We start from the raw sequence: 16,745 nt of genomic DNA, 5'->3' as shown, positions 1-16,745 counted from the left end.
ACAAACCAGCTTTTTTTTATTGAAAAAAAGATTTAAGAATGAGATACTTTAAATCGTGAGTACAATAATGGAGGTATTTTATACCACTATTAATGAGGAGAATTTATGAATGAGTCAAAATAATAAAGGAAAATTTTTATTCAATAAAAACAAACCAGAAAAAAAAGCAAAATCTCATGTTCCGATACGACTAGATATCTTGTTTTTTATCGTGTTTATTTTGTTTACTATGTTAATTGTAAAATTATCCGATTTACAAATAAAAAATCAAGAAAAATATAAAACAATTGTTTCGAGTGGTCAGAAGAAAATTATTGAGGAAAACGCCCCAAGAGGGTATATTTATGACTCTAAAGGGAATATTTTAGTTGATAATAAAGCCACACAAGCAATTCTTTTTACTCGTTCAGCAGGGATGAATGCTAATGATATTAGAAAGATTAGTCAGGATATTGTAAAATTAATCGACATCGAGCCTGATAAACTAACAGATAGAGATAAAAAAGACTATTGGTTGGCAGACCCTGAGAATCTAATTGAAGCTCAAAAGCGATTGACTGTGGGGGATAAAGTAAATGCCAATGGTCAGGAGTTGTCTAACAGTGATTTATATGCGAAAACAGTGGATAAAGTCAAAGATAGCGAAGTAAATTTTAATGATGAACAAATGAAAGAAGCATCAATTTTCAAGCGAATTAATGGAGCGGCTGCTCTACAACCTGTGACCATAAAAAATGATAACGTAACACCCGAAGAAATTGCAAAAGTTGGTGAAAATGCGGCAGCTATTTCTGGTTTGTCAGCGGGAACTGATTGGGAAAGAGACTATCCTGAAAAAGATCAAATCAGAACCATACTAGGAACTGTATCTACTGAAAAACAAGGATTGCCTGAAGATGAAATTGATGAGTATCTAAAAAAAGGCTATCAACGTAACGATCGTGTTGGATTGAGTTATTTAGAAAAATCTTATGAAGATACATTAAAAGGTAAAAAAGGTGAAGCAGAAGTTGTAACAGATAAAGATCAAAAAATTGTTTCGAAAACAGAAGTCAAGCCAAGTGAAAAGGGTGATAACTTAATGTTGACGATTAACTTAGACTTTCAACGAAAAGTAGAAGAAATTGCAAAACGTCAATTTGAAGCGTTAGAACAAGCTGGAAAAGCGGCTTATTCTCCAGGTGTTTATGTAGTGGTGACTGACCCTAATAATGGCGATGTGTTGTCGATGGTTGGTTTAAGCAAAGATCCTGAAACAGGTGAGTTGGTTGATGATTCATTAGGGACAATTAATAAAGCATTTGTTCCAGGGTCATCTATAAAGGCAGCAACCGTTATGGCGGGATATGAAAATGGTGTTATAAAAGGTAATCAGTCAATGGTAGATGAGCCGCTTGTGTTTAGTGATGGATCGATAAAATCATCTTTATTTAATCAATACTCATCAATTTCATTGACGACTGAGCAAGCACTAGAAGTATCATCTAACGTGTATATGATGAAGATTGCTTTAGGTATGATGGGAGCAGAATATGTTCCTAGAATGTCACTTCCAATGGATATTAGTGTTTTTGATAAATTACGTAAAACATATGAAGAATTTGGTTTAGGGACAAAAACTGGTATTGACATCCCTCAAGAATCTGTCGGTGTTTTAAATAAAAATTATAAAGATAAAAATGGAAACTATATTCCTGGCATCATGGCAAGTGCCCTAGATTTATCTTTTGGTAATTATGAAGCTTATACTCCAATGCAATTAGCACAATATGTATCAACTATTGCCAATGGTGGAACAAGATACGCTCCTCATGTTGTGAAAGGAATTTATGGAAACTCAGATAATGGCGATTTAGGGAAAGAAAAAGAATTGATACAACCAAAAGTCATGAATAAAATCGAAGGGCGAGAAAAAGAATTTGAAATTATTCAAGAGGGAATGTATCAAGTTGTCAATGGTTCAATGGGAACTGGAACGATATTACAAGGAGCAAGTTTACCGATTGCAGCAAAAACAGGGACAGCCGAAACATTTGCAGTTGATCCTAAAACAAATAAAACAATTTCTGTTATCAATAGTACGATTGTTGGTTATGCACCTTATAATGATCCCAAAGTGGCGGTTAGCGTAATGATTCCGCAAATTAGCGATGATGATATGGCAACCAATAGATTAATACTAAAAGAAGTTATTAATGCCTATAATGAAGAGTATAATAAACAGTAATAGGATAATATGTTTTTAAAGTTGTAAAGGAGAACTCCTTAACAAAATTGTGAAAAAGACTAGAAATTTTAAATAAAACATGATATGATATTCAAGTGTCAAGTGATACTTGAATATCTAATTTATTTCGGAGGGAAAAATAATGCGCGTAAATATTACTTTAGAATGTACAGAATGTAAAGAAAGAAATTACCTTTCAAACAAAAATAAACGTAACAATCCTGAACGTTTAGAAGTTAAAAAATATTGTCCACGTGAACGTAAAGTAACGTTACACCGTGAAACAAAATAATAGTTTTATATGATTGCTGTATCCCTTGCGCACCAAAGGATACAGCTTTTTTTATTTTCAAAAAAATTTTTTGACGTAGATTTTGACGTAGATGGGGACTAAAAGCCAAAGTGCTGAATCAGTGTATTTATGGCTTTTTTTTCGGTCTGTGATGTTATATGAGTGTAAGTATCTAATGTCATAGAGATATCAGAATGCCCCAATCTGTGTTGAATTTCTTTTGGATTTACACCACTTTCAAATAACAAGGTTGCATGGGTATGTCTAAAGCCATGTAATCCAATACAAGGTAACCCAGCATACTCAGCCAGTCGTCTTGACCTACCATTAATGTTAGGGTGAGTGGTTACTTTGCCTTTCCAATCAGAGAAAATTAGTTCTTGCTTGTTTTTCACACCATATTGTAAGAAAAACTTTGCTTGTTCTATTTTCCATTTTTTTAATATGTCTATCGTTTCTTGATCTAATGAAATTGTTCTCACGGAACTGAATGTTTTAGTAGTAGAAATTTTATAGCCACCTTTTACTTGTGTTAAACTTTTTGAAATATGTAATAGGTTTTTATCAAAATCTAAGTCAGACCAATATAGAGATAGACATTCACCAATTCTTATGCCAGAAAAGGCTAATAATCGAAATATAGCGACATCTAGTTTGGAATAGTATAAATGGACTGGTTGACTATCAGGAGCTTCAGACAGCCTTTTTTTAGTGGAATCAAGAAATAGTCTTAATTCATCAGATGAATAAAATTTAAGTTTCTTTTCTGTTTTTTTAGCTATGCGTTTTGGTTTAATAATTTTTCTAAACGGATTAGAGTCAACGACTTCTAAAAGAACAGCATAATCACATACTTTCGTTAGATAGGTCAATAAAGCAGTATACATACCAAATTGTTCAGCCCATTTATTAATCTCTTTTTGAGCTATTTTAGGTGTGATACGTTCGATAATCATACTTCCAAAGACTGGCAATACATATTGTTTCATTCGTCTGTCTGTTTGTCGATAGGTCGTTTCTTTGACCGTATCTTTATAAGTATCGAACCAAAGTTCGTACATCTCGTTTATAGTGGTTGTTTTTTCATCTTCTTTGGTTATATTATTTTCAAACTCATACATAAGAGTATTCAAAGCAGATTGTGCTTCCTTTTTTGTTTTAAATCCTCTTCTTGTGGTATTTATTTGCTTACCAGTCACGTAGTCAACACCTAGATATGCGTTGAATTTCCAAGCTTTTGAGCCGTCTTTTTTTTCATATTGTTTAAATGTTGCCATGTTTATCTTCTCCTTTATTTCGCAGCGAACGAATTTTCAGAGAATTATTTTGCATCACTCCTTTCAATTTGCTAAAATAGATATAATTAAAGAAACCTATTTCAAATAGGAATTTTTTTTGTTAAGATCGTATATTTCTTGAATTAAATTCTTGAAAACAAATTGTTATATGCTATATATTTACCTTGAAACAAGTGAGTTACTTAAGATTATGAGGGGGATAAATTATGAGAAAAAAAATAACAAATATTATTATTTATATTACGTTTTTCTTGTTTATTTTTGTTTTGTCCCAGTTTATATTGGATAGATTAGCTTCAACAAATAGTAGCATTAATTTTTTAATATCTATATTTATAGCATATCTTTGTTTTAAAAATTTTGAATTTAAAGCTAATTAGTTTTTTGTATCTTGGTCTTCTTCATTTTTTGATGGAGTGGATTGAGATTTTTTTTCTATTTCGTTTTTTATATTTTTTTCTAAAGAATCCACTAATTTTTGAGGTAACTTAATTCCTAATTCAGAGATAGGTACTTTTAACTCTTCAGCTAATTTAACTGCTTTCTCTATCTTTTCCAATTCTTTATTGTCGTTTTCTAGTTTTTTCTTTTCATTTTCTAGTTTCGTAGACTTGTTTTCTTGATGACCTTTAAATAACCCTGGAATTTTTAAGGTTTGACCTAGGAATTTCATTTCTCCACCATAAGGGGCGACTAGGACGATAGCTAGTATTGTAAAAGCACCTAAGCCGTACTGTGCAACATTATTAATTAACTCTATCACACCTTCAGATTGGACATTTACTTTACTAACAACTTTACTTTCAGAATATATGAGTTTATTTAATAATGAGTATTGATAAATAAATTGTCCAAGATATTCACTATCAATATCGTTAGGCTGAGAAACGTGCATCGATAAAAACAGGTTACCATCTTGTAAGTAATAAGGGAAAATAGCTCTATTTATAAATGGTTTATAATCATTAATACTTGATAATGTCGATTGAGCATAGATCATTTTATATAATTTACTATCTGCATCATTTCGATCGAAATAACCAAACCAACTAATTGGCCATCTTTTTTTAAAGTCTGACTTTTTATAATTCGAAGTTTTTTCTTGTTCAGCAATTTGTACATCTGTTAGCTCATAGATATCACCAGTAATTCGTCCTACTAGTAAAAATTCAGATCTTTCTGAAGGAACAACAACAATATCATTTACTTTTAATTTGTTTACAAATCTTAATAACTGTCCGGCCCAAGTACCATATTGTCTTTCTGTTTTAGCGTCTATATCTTCATCCGCAGATATGAAATTATCGAATAAGGCAATTTCTTGAAATTCGTTATCTTCAATAGTTGTAGTTTCAGAAGTCACTAATTTCTCTCGTAAAGTGTTTTTTAGTGTCTCGGTAGAATTATTAGCTTTATAAATGTCTTCTAAGGAAATTTCATTCCAACCAATACCAACATATCCATTGATATTAAAATCGGTATAAAAAGCCCCACCTTTAGCACGTACTAACCAATAATCAACGGATGAATCCAATACAGGAATTTCTTTAAGAGTATTTGTAATCGCATTATTTAAAATATAGCCGTAAACCTCACTGTTAAATTGTTGCTGATTTATCATAATATCCTCCTCTAATATAATTATATTTCTTCCTACACACTATTTCTCTTTGAGAGAAGGTAGTGTGTTTTTAGTTAACTTCTAAGAAAAAATAACTTTTGTTTTTATTTTCTTTGTCTACAAATAAATCAAAGTAAGTGTTTTCTTCTATTTTACGAGTTTCGTTTAGATGCCAGTACGTTTTATGAACAGGCTGTCCATCAATAAAATATTCATATTTCCAAATGACTACCTTTCTTCTTCTAAAGGAATAAGTTTTTTTTGAGATTAATTTTGCTTGAACTAGTTCTGTATTTTCAGTTGCATTTTTTAAATAATTATAACTGTTTTTGAATAAAATTATAGTTAGTATAAGTAGCACGGCAGTTACTATAATTCCGTACAGAGCGTTTGATGAGTTCCAACTAACCCATAATATTTTTGTATAAGTTAGCGTAAACACAACTAAAATTAATAATTCTACTAATACTAGTGATACTAGTAGAGTTAAACGTTTTGATGGTAAATTCTTCATTTTAAAATCCTCCAAATTAAATTTCATTGTATATCAAAAAAAACACACATCATTTTGTAGTGTAAAAACCACTCGTTTGAGTGGTTAGGTGTTTAGAATTTTATTTGATTTACTTCTATTACATTTCCAACATAAAGTTTGTAAGTTTTCTGGTGTAGATAATCCACCTTTAGATACTGGAATAATATGATCTACTTCTAGTAAAAGTAAATCTTGTTCATAAATAGAGGCTGAACACATTTGGCAAGTGTAGTTGTCTCTTTTTTTTATGTTTTCTCTTAATTTATTAGTCATTAAAGCTCGTTGTCCTTCGGCACTTTTTGCAAATTTTATCTTTTGTACTAAAAATTGAGATAGAGCTTCAATTGTTTCTAAATCAAAAGAAATTGTGGTTTTTTGGGAGCTGTTTCCTCCAGCACTTACATATTCAAATATATAAGTAGCGTAGGGAATATTCATACTCGGAATGTTAATCCCAATTTTATTCATTAATTCCTCATGATAGTGTTTAAGAATAAATTTAGGAGGATTGAAGTCTTTTTCAATTTCTTTTTGTCTATTTTTTAGATTCGTAATAGCATTTTCAATTCGTGATATATTTTCTCCAATGGCTTGTATTTGTTTTAAATTTTCTGGAGTGGCATCAATGTTAAAATACTTACACAAATATTTTATAGGTTCTTCTGAAGCTTTTCTTACAATATTTAATGAAGCTGGATAAACATTTCGAGATTCTAAGTTTCTAGAATTTCGATTTCTTTTGTAGTTGTGTTGGCTAGTATTGGTTGTTTTGGCTAAATGTGAGTGGTCGTAATTCTTTTTTGCTATAAATTGATTATTTTTAGGTAAGTTTGAAACATATTGTGCTATTTCATTATAATCATTTATAGTTTCATCAATTTCTTGTTTGTGGTTCAAAAAAGATGTACTTTTAAAATATATAGTCTTTCTTATATATCTTATTAGTCTATATAAAAGATATATAAGTACGACTGCAACAAATACTGGCCATAAATAAGCAAAAAGTATTAATAAAAAAATAATTGCTATTAGTTGCGGCATATTTACTCCCCCTTTTTACCTAGCATACCAAACTAAACGAGGGTTTTGTAGTGTTTTTGGGTAATAATTTACGTTTTTTGAACTAAAAGTTATCTAAAGCGTTGATATTTCGTATCATATCCCATGCCAACACCAAATTCTTCTAACATCATAGAATAGTTATACTGGTAGTTACAATCCTCTAACAATGTATTTATAACATAGCTATCAGCTTCATTCTCAAACTTTGAATGGTAAAAGTAAGAGGCCCTATAAAGTTCCATATAATCTGAATGAGAAAGAATATGCTCAGCTTCATGTAAAATAACTTCTATTGTTCTTTGTTCTGAGAGATAACAATTAACAAAAATAGTCTTACTTTTTATTATACAAAATCCATCATTTTCTAATTCAGTTACAATTAATTCAATATTATTCTTCTTTAAAATCTCCTTAATTTTTTTCAATAGTAATTACCTCACTTAGTACCAAATTTTCCTTCTAGGTACGCTCTAGCAACTTCTCTATCATGGTCAGATAATGGTTTACCATTGAAACTCATTGCATTGTCAATCATTTCTTCTAAATCATCAGAGGTGTATTGTGGTTTTTCTTCACGTCCTAATAGATAGTCTGATGTTACTCCAAAATATTCTGCAATAACTTTTAAATTTTCAGCTTTAGGACTTTGAGTTTTTAATGAATATAAATAATTTTTACTGTATCCCATTTCTTCGGAAGCAGTTTTTAAATTCTTATCTTTCTTTTTTGCTAATTCTTGTATACGCTCAAACATTGTCATAATAGTATTACCACCTTAAATTTTTACGCAAACAAAAAAAGTACACAACTATTTGATTTTAATTATTGACAAGTATTTAGTTGTGGGATATACTTCATTCATAAGCTAATTGATTAGCTAATAAGTACAACAAATAAGACCAATATTTTATACAAACTATCGTTGGGGAACGGTTTAAGTGTATGCTTATAGGCTTTTTGTACGCTTATTTAACTATGACTTAATAGTACACAACTGTGGGATATAAGTCAACAACTATTAGTTAATTTTTTAGCTTAAATTATAAAATTAGAAAGGGTGATTTTGTGTTAATTACAGATTTTTCAGAAATAGTTGAAATCAAAAGACGTCGAAGAGGATTAACTCTACAGGATTTAGCAAATGTTATTGGTAAATCACCAGTGTATACAAGCCAAGTAATTAATGGTTATCAAAGAGGCAAAAAAGCAGATGAATACCGCCAAGAAATTGCAAATTATCTAGACATTGTCATTGCAGAACAGGAGGTCAATTAAATGGAATTACAAGTAATCGAATTAAAAAACCAAAGAATATTAACAACAGAACAATTAGCTGAATTTTATGGGGCTACAGTACAACAGATAAAACAAAATTTTAATAATAATAAAGATAAGTTTGTCGAGGGAAAACATTATTACAGGCTAGAAGGTGCTGAATTAAAAGAGTTTAAGAACTTAGTCGAAAATTTCGACCTAGTTGATAAAAGAAGTCCACAACTTATCCTTTATACAAAACAAGGAGCAGGTCGTCATTCTAAAATGTTAGGTACTGACAAAGCATGGGACATGTTTGATGAATTGGAAGAAAATTATTTCAATCCTAAATCTAAACTCGATACTTCAAATCTTAGTCCAGAACTTCAAATGTTTAACGGACTGTTCCAGTCTCTAGCAAAACAGGAGTTGGCAACTAAGAAACTTGAAACGAAAGTTGATAATATTTCTGACATCGTAGCATTGAATGTAACGGATTGGCGAAAGGATTGTCAAAAACTAATAAAACGAATGGCACAAACACAAGGTGGATTTGGAGCTTATCAAGAAATAAATAATTTGATTTATGAAGAAACAGAACGAAGAGCCAGTGCTAACTTAAGCCAGCGGTTAACTAATAAACGTAGACGTATGGCAGATGAAGGAGCAAGTAAGTCTAAAAGAGACAGACTTAACAAATTAGACGTTTTAAATGATGATAAGCGTGTTTTAGAAGTCTATATTGCAGTTGTTAAAGAGTTTGCTATTAAATATGGCATTAATTTAGACGACATAGCGTAGGAGGTGGCAAAAATGACAGATGAGAAGGTAACTATCGATGTTGAAAGTGAAAATAATTTCTCAAAAAACAAAAAAATTGAAACAGTTTTGAATCAAGATTTGTATACAAAAATGATTGTACAGAAAGATGATGGAACAAAAATAGCAGAAATCACTATAGAAGAAGCGATTCCTGCTGAAGGCTATCAAATTGTTTTAATCCCAAAATATAATTAGCCTTTTGGTGGGTGTGGATCATTTCCATAACTATCTTTGGCTCTAATTTTTCCATCAACACCATGAATAACAACTTCAGATTTTTGATTTATAGCAATTTCTCTAGCTCGTTGTTGCGCTTCACGTTGAGTTGAATGGATGCTCGTAGCTCTTGTATTATTTTCGCCTTTAACATTCCAAGAGCCATCAGCATTACGTGTAACATGTTGGTTTTTACCCATATAATCACCTCCTTAGAGGTAATTATAGCAAAAAATAAAATAGCGTAGGAGGTGTAATCATGGAAGTCATACTAACTAAAGAAGCAGAAGACTCATTGCGGAAATTTATTTTTGATATTGCTTATCAAGAATTTGAAAGAGCTAAAAGTGAAGTCGGAATTGATAGACCGTTGAATCAAACAGAGATTGCTGAATATTTTGATGTATCAACAACTACCATTAGGGTTTGGGAAAATGACGGTATGCCATATGCAACAATGGGTCCACAAACAAAATTTTATGACAGATTGATATGTAAAGATTGGGTTATGAATCAAAAAAGATAAAGAAACGCAGCGAACGAATAAAGACTCACATCATTTAGTATTTTTAGAACTAGCGAAAGGAGTGAGGAAAATGTACGAAAAATTTATAAATGCAGTGTCTTATATGTACGTTGGATTAATTACAGCAACGTTTATGTTAACACTTTATAACAGTGAAAATTGGTGGTTGTTGATTTTTTCTATAGTATCACTGCACCTTGTTATTTACTTTGTTAGCAGAGAAAACAGAAAACAAAAAAAGTGAGGAGGAATTGCATAAATGGTTGAATATGCAATTTATAAAGGCGATACGTTTCTTTTTATTGGAACAGTTGATGAATGTGCTGAACGATTAAATATTAAACCAACGTCTGTTAAGTTTATGACGACTCCAACAGGTAAAAAGAGATTTGAAAATCGTGACGATAAAAGTACAGCAATGACAGCAGTCAAATTGGAAGGTGGTGAGGAAGAGTGGAGAAAATAAAAATAGAATTTACTGAGGACGAGTTAACTACAATCTGTGATTGGTTTAACGGATTTTGCTTTAAAAATTATGGATATGATCTTTCGAAAATAAATGAAAAATTACCAGAATCTCACAAATTACTAATTGATCGTTTATTAACTAAATTTGATGAATTTGAGGAGTGAGGAAGAGTGATAGTTAGTGTAATAAAAGAAGATTTGAATGAAACAGTGGCTAAAAATTTTAGAGTGATGTTGGCTGAAAGGCGATTGAAAATTTCTGATATTTATGAAGAGGCTGAATTATCAAGGAATACTCTAACATCATTGAAAAACGGAAAGTTAAAAGGTATTCAATTTGAAACTATTGAAAAAGTATCAAAGGTTTTAGAAATTGAACCTTATGAATTGTTTAAACCAAAAAAATGACTGATTCGCCTGCAAGCAAAAATCAGTCACAAAAATATATCAATTAAGGAGAGTTTAACACGAAATGACAAAAGAAAACAACTTTGAATTAATAGAATACTTATCAGATGAATTATTTAAAGAGTGCGAAAAACAAGGTATATCATTCGCATTAAGTATAAATGCAAGCGAGGATATTGTAATTGCAAGATCTGGAGGAAATGCTTTTGAAGTAGCTGAATGTATCATCGCTTTACAACAACAAATTGAGGAAGAAACAAATTTACCATTCAAACTAATTGAAGTAGCTATTAAAAAAGAAACTGATTTTAAAACGATTGATAGTGAGCAAGATAACTTGTTTAGATTTTTAACAGCATTATTTTCTATGAAAGAAAGCGGTGATTTAGATGACTAACATAAAGATTAATTCAATTCACTACAAGAACTTTAAAGGACTTAAAGATTACACTTTAGAGCTTAATGAAAAATCTGCAAAAGCTACTGGTCCAAATGGTGCTGGTAAAACATCACTGGGCGAGGGGTTCACATGGTTGTTGTTTGGTAAAGATTTAAACGGAAGTAAATTAAATCCAAAACCAAAAGATAAAGATAAGAATGAAATTTTAGGACTTGACCCAACGATTGAAGCAGAAGTATTAATAAACGGCCAAAAATTGACGTTAAAACGTGTTTTAAAAGAAGTTTGGACTACTAAGCGTGGTGAACTTGAAAAGACGCGTGGGAACGATAAAACAGAGTATTACATTGATTCAGTACCTAAAAAAGAAAAAGAGTGGAAAGAATTTTTATCTGATATTGAGGAAGAAGAACTTTTACAACTTATGATTTCTGCAGGGTTCTTTATGCAGCTTGATTGGAAAGTTAGAAGACAATACTTAATTGGGTTAACTGGTTTAACCGATGATGAAATAATCGCAAATGATCCAGAACTAAAAGAGTTAGAAAAAGTATTAGATGGAAAATCAATTGAAGATATTAAAAAAATACTAGCAAGCAGAAAGAAAAAAATTCAATCTGATATCAAATCACTTCCTGGAAGAATCCAAGAAAATCAAGATATGCTTGATAGATTAGCATTAGACGAACTTGATAAAGAGCAAATAGAAAAAGATTTAAAAGCAGCACAAACAAAACTAGATAAAGCAGAACAAAAGGTTTCAGCTATTCAAAATGGTGATTCAACACTTGATTATAGAGAACAGGTATCTAATTTAAAACTAAAATTGAGCGATGAAAAAAATAAATTTTTAGCAAGCTCAAATTTAGTTACGGAGAACTTAAACAATGATTTATCTGACATTCAATCAGAAGGAACTAAGCTACGAGAAACACAAAACAGTATACAATTTGAAATCGACAAATCATTAAATGCTAAGACGTTGTTAGAAACAACAAAAGATAATTTATTAAAGCAATATAAAGAACTAAAAGAATTATCATTTGATGAACATAAAAAAGAGTGCGCAATGTGTGGCCAAAAATTGCCTGCTGATCAAGTGGACGAAATGATTTCTAATTTCAATCTTGATAAAGCAAATAAAATCGAGAAAAACATTGCTGAAGGTAAACAAGTAGCAGAAGAAATTAAGGCAAATGATAAAGAAATAAGCGAGTTACAAGTCAAACTTGAACAAGTCACAACTTCATTAAACGAAACGATGACCAAATACAATGAAGTCAAAAAAGAGTTAGATTCGCAAAAAGAAGAAACGGGAACGTTTGAAGAATCAGATAGTTATAAAGCGATTAAGAAAGAAATAGACGAGTTACAACAAAAGATATTAGTTGCTAAATCAGACAGCACACAGGCCGTTCAAGAAGTCGAAAAAGAACGTGACACTGTGAAAGAAGAAGTTAACAAATTGATTGAATTGACATTCAAATTCGAACAAGCGACACCAGTAAAAGAAAGAATGACAGAACTAAGAAAAGAAGACGCTGATCTAAAAGAACAAAATCAAACAGTAGAACGTCAACTTTGGTTGATTGATGAGTTTACTCGCAAAAAAGTAAAAATGCTTGAAGAAAGTATTAATAGTCACTTCGAATTAACATCATTCAAGCTATTCGATGTTCAGAAAAATGAAGCGATTAAAGAAATATGCGAAGCGACATATAACGGAGTTGATTATTCAGCTGGCATGAGTACAGGAGAACGTGGACGTTGTGATTTAGATATTATAAACGGATTATCAAAAGGCTTAAATGTATCGACACCAGTATTCTTAGATAACGCAGAATCAATCACAGAACCAATTAAGTTTGACGGACAACTTATTCAAAACTTTGCAGAACAAACTGAATTTAGAGTGGAGGTTGAAAAATAATGTCGAAAGATATCAATTTAGAAAAAACGATAAATATAGATTCAAAACAAATTCAAGATTGTTTGATATACAATGCCGTTCAATTGAACCAACATCTGTCTGAAGAACTATCAAGTTTGCAAAATAAAAAAGTATCAAAAATAACTACTAAAGTCATTAATTTATCTATGTCTACTGCAGTTATTTCTGAATTAGCTTTTTCAAAATTATCTGACACGAATACAATTATCCAAAATAGAGTGAGCCATTGACATTAAAGTAAATGCTGTAACGGCATCGCTCTCAGAAGCTGGATTATATAATTTTGGCTCATGTGCTTTAGGATTTCTATAGAAATAGACAATAGTATTAAGTAAACTCTTTAAACCGTTATACTCACTTTTTTCAGTTAAAGTTTCAATTCTATTGCCATTAATAACTATGACAGGATTCTTATTTATAAAAACCTCATTAATTAAGGTGGAACCGTCAGAAGATGACCCAGATAATTCCCTAATACGCTCTAATAATCCCTTACTAGCTTCTAAAATAGCATGGAAGTAGTTTTTAGTAAAAAGTTCATCATTACAATATTTATAAACTTCGGGATGTATGTCGTAATGTGAAAGTCTTTCTGTAAAAGAAGTTAATCTTTTTTGAGCTTCATTGTAAGAAGTCACACTTTTGATTTTGATAATTTTTCCAGCATCATTAACTTCAAAACCATAAAATATTAGCTTCTTATTTATTGTATTTAATAGTTTTTTCCAACTGTCTGGATTATCAATATATTCCGAAGGTTGCGTAATATATTCAATAATTTTGAATAAGGGATCAGCTTTACCTAACTTTCTACATTCATAGAGTATTGTTTCGTTTAATCGGACCCATTTTGTAGAAGTATAACTTCTATTTAAAGTTGCATCAAAATTATTAAAATTTAAGTTATTAAACATTAAATCAATTTTGGAACCTGTTAATTCCTCTGCAAGTATCTGAGACATAGATTCAATAATTTTATTATCAATTTTTTTACTCATTTATATTCACCTCACTTTTAAATTAAGTATACCAAGAAAGGAAATAATAAAAAATGACTAATCAAAAACAAGTACCAGCAATCGTTCAAAAAGATATTACGGATCAAGTTAATTCAAAAATTACAGTAATGCAAAACGAAGGTCTAGCACTTCCAGCGTCTTATAGCCATGCTAATGCGTTAAAATCAGCATTCTTTGCACTAACTAATCATTCAAGTGGAAATTTATTAGAAAAATGTTCTAGAGAGTCCATCGCTAATGCGTTGTTAGATATGGTTATTCAAGGTTTAAGTCCGGCAAAGACCCAATGTTATTTTGTACCATACGGCGGCACTTTAAAAATGACACGTTCTTATTTCGGGACAATGGCAGTAGTTAAAAGACTGAATGGTGTTAAAAACATATGGGCAAACGTGATTTATGATGGCGATGATTTTGAGTTAGAAATTGACGAATACGGTAAAGAAAAACTAGTTAAACATGAGACGTCATTTAAAAATCGTGATAATGCCATAGTTGGAGCTTACGCAATTATAGAAACAGACGAAGACGAAAGATTTTTAACAGTCATGACTAAAAAGGAAATTGATACATCTTGGAGCAAAGCGAAAACAAAAAATGTACAAAAAGATTTCCCACAAGAAATGGCCAAAAGAACAGTAATTAATAGAGCTGCTAAAGCATTCATTAATACATCTGACGATAGTGATTTGTTGATTGAATCCATTAATAATACAACATCAAACGAATATGAAAATGATTCAGCAAATAGAAAAGAAGTTGAAATAATTGAAGAAATCGAAGAAAATGCCAATTCTGAAGTGTTTGAACCAGTAAAAGAAGAAACGAAACCACCTAAAGAAGTGACAGAAAACGGTGAAATCATCAATGAAGATATTGAACCAGTTGAAACTGAATTGTTACCAGAAGAAGAAACAGGTGATCCGTATTGATTAACATAAAATCATTTGGCTCTAGCAGTGATGGAAATGGCTACTTAATTGATGATGGTAACTCTCAATTATTAATTGAGTGCGGTGTTTCATTAAAAAGCATTTTGCCACAAATGAAACATGACTTATCTCGAGTAGCTGGATTACTAGTATCGCACGAACACAGAGACCATTGTAAATACATAAAAAAAATAATAGATGAAACATCAATAGATATTTATTCGACAAAAGGAACGCGTGAAGCGATGTTTGAAGACGTCGCTTTGCGTTTAGATAAAACAGATGGCTATCGTTTTAACACGATTACATACAAAAAAACAATCACGATTGGTACGTGGGAAGTAACACCTTTTGAATTACAGCATGATGTTAGAGAACCATCGGGGTTTATGATTGATAATTTCGCAGGCGATAGATTAATTTTTATCACTGATAGCTATTACGTTAAATATAAGTTTCCAAATGTCAGTCACTTAATGATTGAAATGAACTATTCAAAAGACATATTAGAACAAAAATTGTTTGATAATCAGAAACTTAAAACAAGAATTATAGAAAGTCATTTTGATTATAAGCGAGCATTAGAATTTATAGAAAACAACAAAAGCACGTATTTACAAGAAGTTTGGCTTTTACATTTATCTGATTCAAATAGCAATGAAAAAATCTTTAAAGAGGAAACACAAAAACTTGTCGGTGTTCCTGTTTATGTAGCGTAGGTGGTGACAAAACTATGAGCAAAGGAGCATTTCAAACAAGTAGAGAAATATTTGAAAATCCAATATGGTCTGATGTCGTAAAATTTAGAATCTTCTTCTACATTTACGGAAATGCTGTTTTTGCAAAAGAGGGCGTCACTATTGCTGGCATACATTTAAAGCGAGGGCAGTATTTAAGATCATATAGAAATTTAAAAGAAGATTTAGCTTATGTCGAAAAAAGAGCGATTAAATATTACTCGTTACACACCATAAAAAACAAGATTGATAAGTTGGTCGAAGAAAATCGATTGAAAATTGAAACTACCGATTACGGAACACTATTTACAGTAGTGAACTACGAGGAATACCAAGGGTTTGAGCGATACGCAAATCCGATAACGGAACAGCAACGGAACAGCAACGGAACGCCAACGGAACAGCAACGGAACAATAATAAGAATGTTAAGAAAGATAAGAATGATAATAAGATAGATGTAGATAGGCCAAACATCGTACAAGCGTACGAATACGTTTTTGGAATGTCTAACTCGTTTATCATCGAAAGTCTGAATCATTGGTGTAACGATCTAAGCGAAGAACTGGTTATCGAGGCACTAAAACAATCAGCAGCAGCTAATGCTAACAGTTTTAAATACACAGAAGCGATTATGAAAAGCTGGGAAAAATCAAATGTTAAAACATTGTCTGATGTTGCAGCGCTAACTAAAAAGCGTGAAGTACAAAAACCTAAATACAACAACTACAACAAACCGACGCGAAAAGAGACTGTACCCGAAGTATTTACTGAAAAAAGGAAAGAAACGCCAGTTAGCGCTGAGGAACAAGCAGAACTTGAAGCCCAGATTAGACAATTTACAGGTGAAGTGTATAAAGGAGAGTGAGTGATATGTGTGAGTATTGTGAAAAAATGATTAGTGATGGGATAAATGTTAGAGGTAGATATTTGGCAGATAGTGGATATGAAGACTGTTGCATAATTATAGATGATGGAA

24 protein-coding genes are annotated in these 16,745 nt (G+C 31.2%); 16 read left to right on the top strand and 8 right to left on the bottom strand.

The window, feature by feature from the left end; translation table 11 throughout:
• Positions 1-109: 109 nt before the first annotated feature.
• Complete coding sequence (locus tag JNUCC83_RS05465; protein WP_454461207.1) at positions 110-2,227, top strand: penicillin-binding transpeptidase domain-containing protein; 2,118 nt, start codon at positions 110-112, stop codon at positions 2,225-2,227.
• Between the two features lie 142 nt (positions 2,228-2,369).
• Entirely contained in the window at positions 2,370-2,519 is a 150-nt protein-coding gene (gene rpmG / locus JNUCC83_RS05460; protein ID WP_071457069.1) for a 50S ribosomal protein L33, read from the top strand.
• Positions 2,520-2,617: 98 nt separating this feature from the next.
• On the opposite strand, the gene JNUCC83_RS05455 is transcribed toward rpmG, so the two are convergent.
• The 6 genes from JNUCC83_RS05455 to JNUCC83_RS05430 all read right to left on the bottom strand — a co-directional run bounded on the left by JNUCC83_RS05455 (position 2,618) and on the right by JNUCC83_RS05430 (position 7,795).
• Positions 2,618-3,796 carry a site-specific integrase gene (locus tag JNUCC83_RS05455; RefSeq protein ID WP_454461206.1) on the bottom strand — a complete coding sequence of 393 codons (1,179 nt, stop codon included), beginning with the start codon at positions 3,794-3,796 and terminating at the stop codon, positions 2,618-2,620.
• Between the two features lie 397 nt (positions 3,797-4,193).
• Positions 4,194-5,438: a hypothetical protein gene (locus JNUCC83_RS05450; protein WP_454461205.1), complete on the bottom strand. Its 1,245-nt coding sequence runs from the start codon at positions 5,436-5,438 to the stop codon at positions 4,194-4,196.
• A gap of 70 nt (positions 5,439-5,508) precedes the next feature.
• Positions 5,509-5,952, bottom strand: coding sequence for a hypothetical protein (locus tag JNUCC83_RS05445; RefSeq protein ID WP_454461204.1), 444 nt, complete (start codon positions 5,950-5,952; stop codon positions 5,509-5,511).
• Positions 5,953-6,036: 84 nt separating this feature from the next.
• Entirely contained in the window at positions 6,037-7,014 is a 978-nt protein-coding gene (locus JNUCC83_RS05440) for an HNH endonuclease (protein ID WP_454461203.1), read from the bottom strand.
• An 89-nt stretch (positions 7,015-7,103) separates the two neighbouring features.
• Entirely contained in the window at positions 7,104-7,460 is a 357-nt protein-coding gene (locus JNUCC83_RS05435) for a M78 family metallopeptidase domain-containing protein (protein ID WP_454461202.1), read from the bottom strand.
• 11 nt (positions 7,461-7,471) lie between these two features.
• The gene (locus JNUCC83_RS05430) at positions 7,472-7,795 is read right to left on the bottom strand and encodes a helix-turn-helix domain-containing protein (RefSeq protein ID WP_454461201.1); all 324 of its coding nucleotides are present in this window, start codon (positions 7,793-7,795) and stop codon (positions 7,472-7,474) included.
• A gap of 305 nt (positions 7,796-8,100) precedes the next feature.
• Between JNUCC83_RS05430 and JNUCC83_RS05425 the strand changes: the two genes are divergently transcribed.
• Genes JNUCC83_RS05425 through JNUCC83_RS05415 form a run of 3 tightly spaced genes read left to right on the top strand, consistent with a single transcriptional unit; the run spans position 8,101 to position 9,306 of the window.
• Entirely contained in the window at positions 8,101-8,310 is a 210-nt protein-coding gene (locus tag JNUCC83_RS05425) for a helix-turn-helix domain-containing protein (protein ID WP_454461200.1), read from the top strand.
• On the top strand, positions 8,311-9,090 hold the full coding sequence (locus JNUCC83_RS05420; RefSeq protein ID WP_454461199.1) for an ORF6N domain-containing protein: 780 nt from the start codon (positions 8,311-8,313) through the stop codon (positions 9,088-9,090).
• Positions 9,091-9,102: 12 nt separating this feature from the next.
• Entirely contained in the window at positions 9,103-9,306 is a 204-nt protein-coding gene (locus JNUCC83_RS05415; RefSeq protein WP_454461198.1) for a hypothetical protein, read from the top strand.
• Here the strand turns inward: JNUCC83_RS05415 and JNUCC83_RS05410 are convergent.
• Positions 9,303-9,527 (bottom strand): DUF2188 domain-containing protein, encoded by a 225-nt coding sequence (locus JNUCC83_RS05410; protein ID WP_454461197.1) that lies wholly within the window; start codon positions 9,525-9,527, stop codon positions 9,303-9,305. The genes JNUCC83_RS05415 and JNUCC83_RS05410 overlap by 4 nt on opposite strands.
• A 59-nt stretch (positions 9,528-9,586) precedes the next feature.
• Here JNUCC83_RS05410 and JNUCC83_RS05405 point away from each other — a divergent pair, with 59 nt between their 5' ends.
• The 8 genes from JNUCC83_RS05405 to JNUCC83_RS05370 all read left to right on the top strand — a co-directional run bounded on the left by JNUCC83_RS05405 (position 9,587) and on the right by JNUCC83_RS05370 (position 13,310).
• Positions 9,587-9,853 (top strand): MerR family transcriptional regulator, encoded by a 267-nt coding sequence (locus JNUCC83_RS05405; protein WP_454461196.1) that lies wholly within the window; start codon positions 9,587-9,589, stop codon positions 9,851-9,853.
• A 70-nt stretch (positions 9,854-9,923) separates the two neighbouring features.
• Complete coding sequence (locus JNUCC83_RS05400) at positions 9,924-10,097, top strand: hypothetical protein (protein WP_454461195.1); 174 nt, start codon at positions 9,924-9,926, stop codon at positions 10,095-10,097.
• A gap of 15 nt (positions 10,098-10,112) precedes the next feature.
• A complete protein-coding gene (locus tag JNUCC83_RS05395) occupies positions 10,113-10,319 on the top strand; it encodes a hypothetical protein (protein ID WP_454461194.1) in 207 nt (68 codons plus the stop codon).
• A complete protein-coding gene (locus JNUCC83_RS05390) occupies positions 10,307-10,486 on the top strand; it encodes a hypothetical protein (protein WP_454461193.1) in 180 nt (59 codons plus the stop codon). The genes JNUCC83_RS05395 and JNUCC83_RS05390 overlap by 13 nt, the downstream gene beginning before the upstream one ends.
• A gap of 6 nt (positions 10,487-10,492) precedes the next feature.
• The gene (locus JNUCC83_RS05385; protein WP_454461192.1) at positions 10,493-10,729 is read left to right on the top strand and encodes a helix-turn-helix domain-containing protein; all 237 of its coding nucleotides are present in this window, start codon (positions 10,493-10,495) and stop codon (positions 10,727-10,729) included.
• 64 nt (positions 10,730-10,793) lie between these two features.
• On the top strand, positions 10,794-11,126 hold the full coding sequence (locus JNUCC83_RS05380) for a hypothetical protein (protein WP_454461191.1): 333 nt from the start codon (positions 10,794-10,796) through the stop codon (positions 11,124-11,126).
• Entirely contained in the window at positions 11,119-13,059 is a 1,941-nt protein-coding gene (locus tag JNUCC83_RS05375; RefSeq protein ID WP_454461190.1) for an AAA family ATPase, read from the top strand. Before JNUCC83_RS05380 ends, JNUCC83_RS05375 begins: the two co-directional genes overlap by 8 nt.
• Entirely contained in the window at positions 13,059-13,310 is a 252-nt protein-coding gene (locus JNUCC83_RS05370; protein ID WP_454461189.1) for a hypothetical protein, read from the top strand. The genes JNUCC83_RS05375 and JNUCC83_RS05370 overlap by 1 nt, the downstream gene beginning before the upstream one ends.
• On the opposite strand, the gene JNUCC83_RS05365 is transcribed toward JNUCC83_RS05370, so the two are convergent.
• Positions 13,266-14,078, bottom strand: coding sequence for a TIGR02391 family protein (locus tag JNUCC83_RS05365; RefSeq protein ID WP_454461188.1), 813 nt, complete (start codon positions 14,076-14,078; stop codon positions 13,266-13,268). The genes JNUCC83_RS05370 and JNUCC83_RS05365 overlap by 45 nt on opposite strands.
• Positions 14,079-14,131: 53 nt before the next feature.
• Between JNUCC83_RS05365 and JNUCC83_RS05360 the strand changes: the two genes are divergently transcribed.
• The 3 genes from JNUCC83_RS05360 to JNUCC83_RS05350 are packed head-to-tail and all read left to right on the top strand — an operon-like array spanning position 14,132 to position 16,634.
• Positions 14,132-15,031, top strand: coding sequence for a recombinase RecT (locus tag JNUCC83_RS05360; protein WP_454461187.1), 900 nt, complete (start codon positions 14,132-14,134; stop codon positions 15,029-15,031).
• Positions 15,028-15,750, top strand: coding sequence for an MBL fold metallo-hydrolase (locus tag JNUCC83_RS05355; protein ID WP_454461186.1), 723 nt, complete (start codon positions 15,028-15,030; stop codon positions 15,748-15,750). Before JNUCC83_RS05360 ends, JNUCC83_RS05355 begins: the two co-directional genes overlap by 4 nt.
• A 14-nt stretch (positions 15,751-15,764) precedes the next feature.
• Positions 15,765-16,634 (top strand): DnaD domain-containing protein, encoded by an 870-nt coding sequence (locus JNUCC83_RS05350; RefSeq protein WP_454461185.1) that lies wholly within the window; start codon positions 15,765-15,767, stop codon positions 16,632-16,634.
• The last annotated feature ends 111 nt before the right edge of the window (positions 16,635-16,745 follow it).

It is taken from the genome of Vagococcus sp. JNUCC 83 (genome assembly GCF_053667615.1).
The sequence above is the reverse complement of the archived record's forward strand: the minus strand, read 5'-3'. Positions and strand labels throughout refer to the sequence as shown.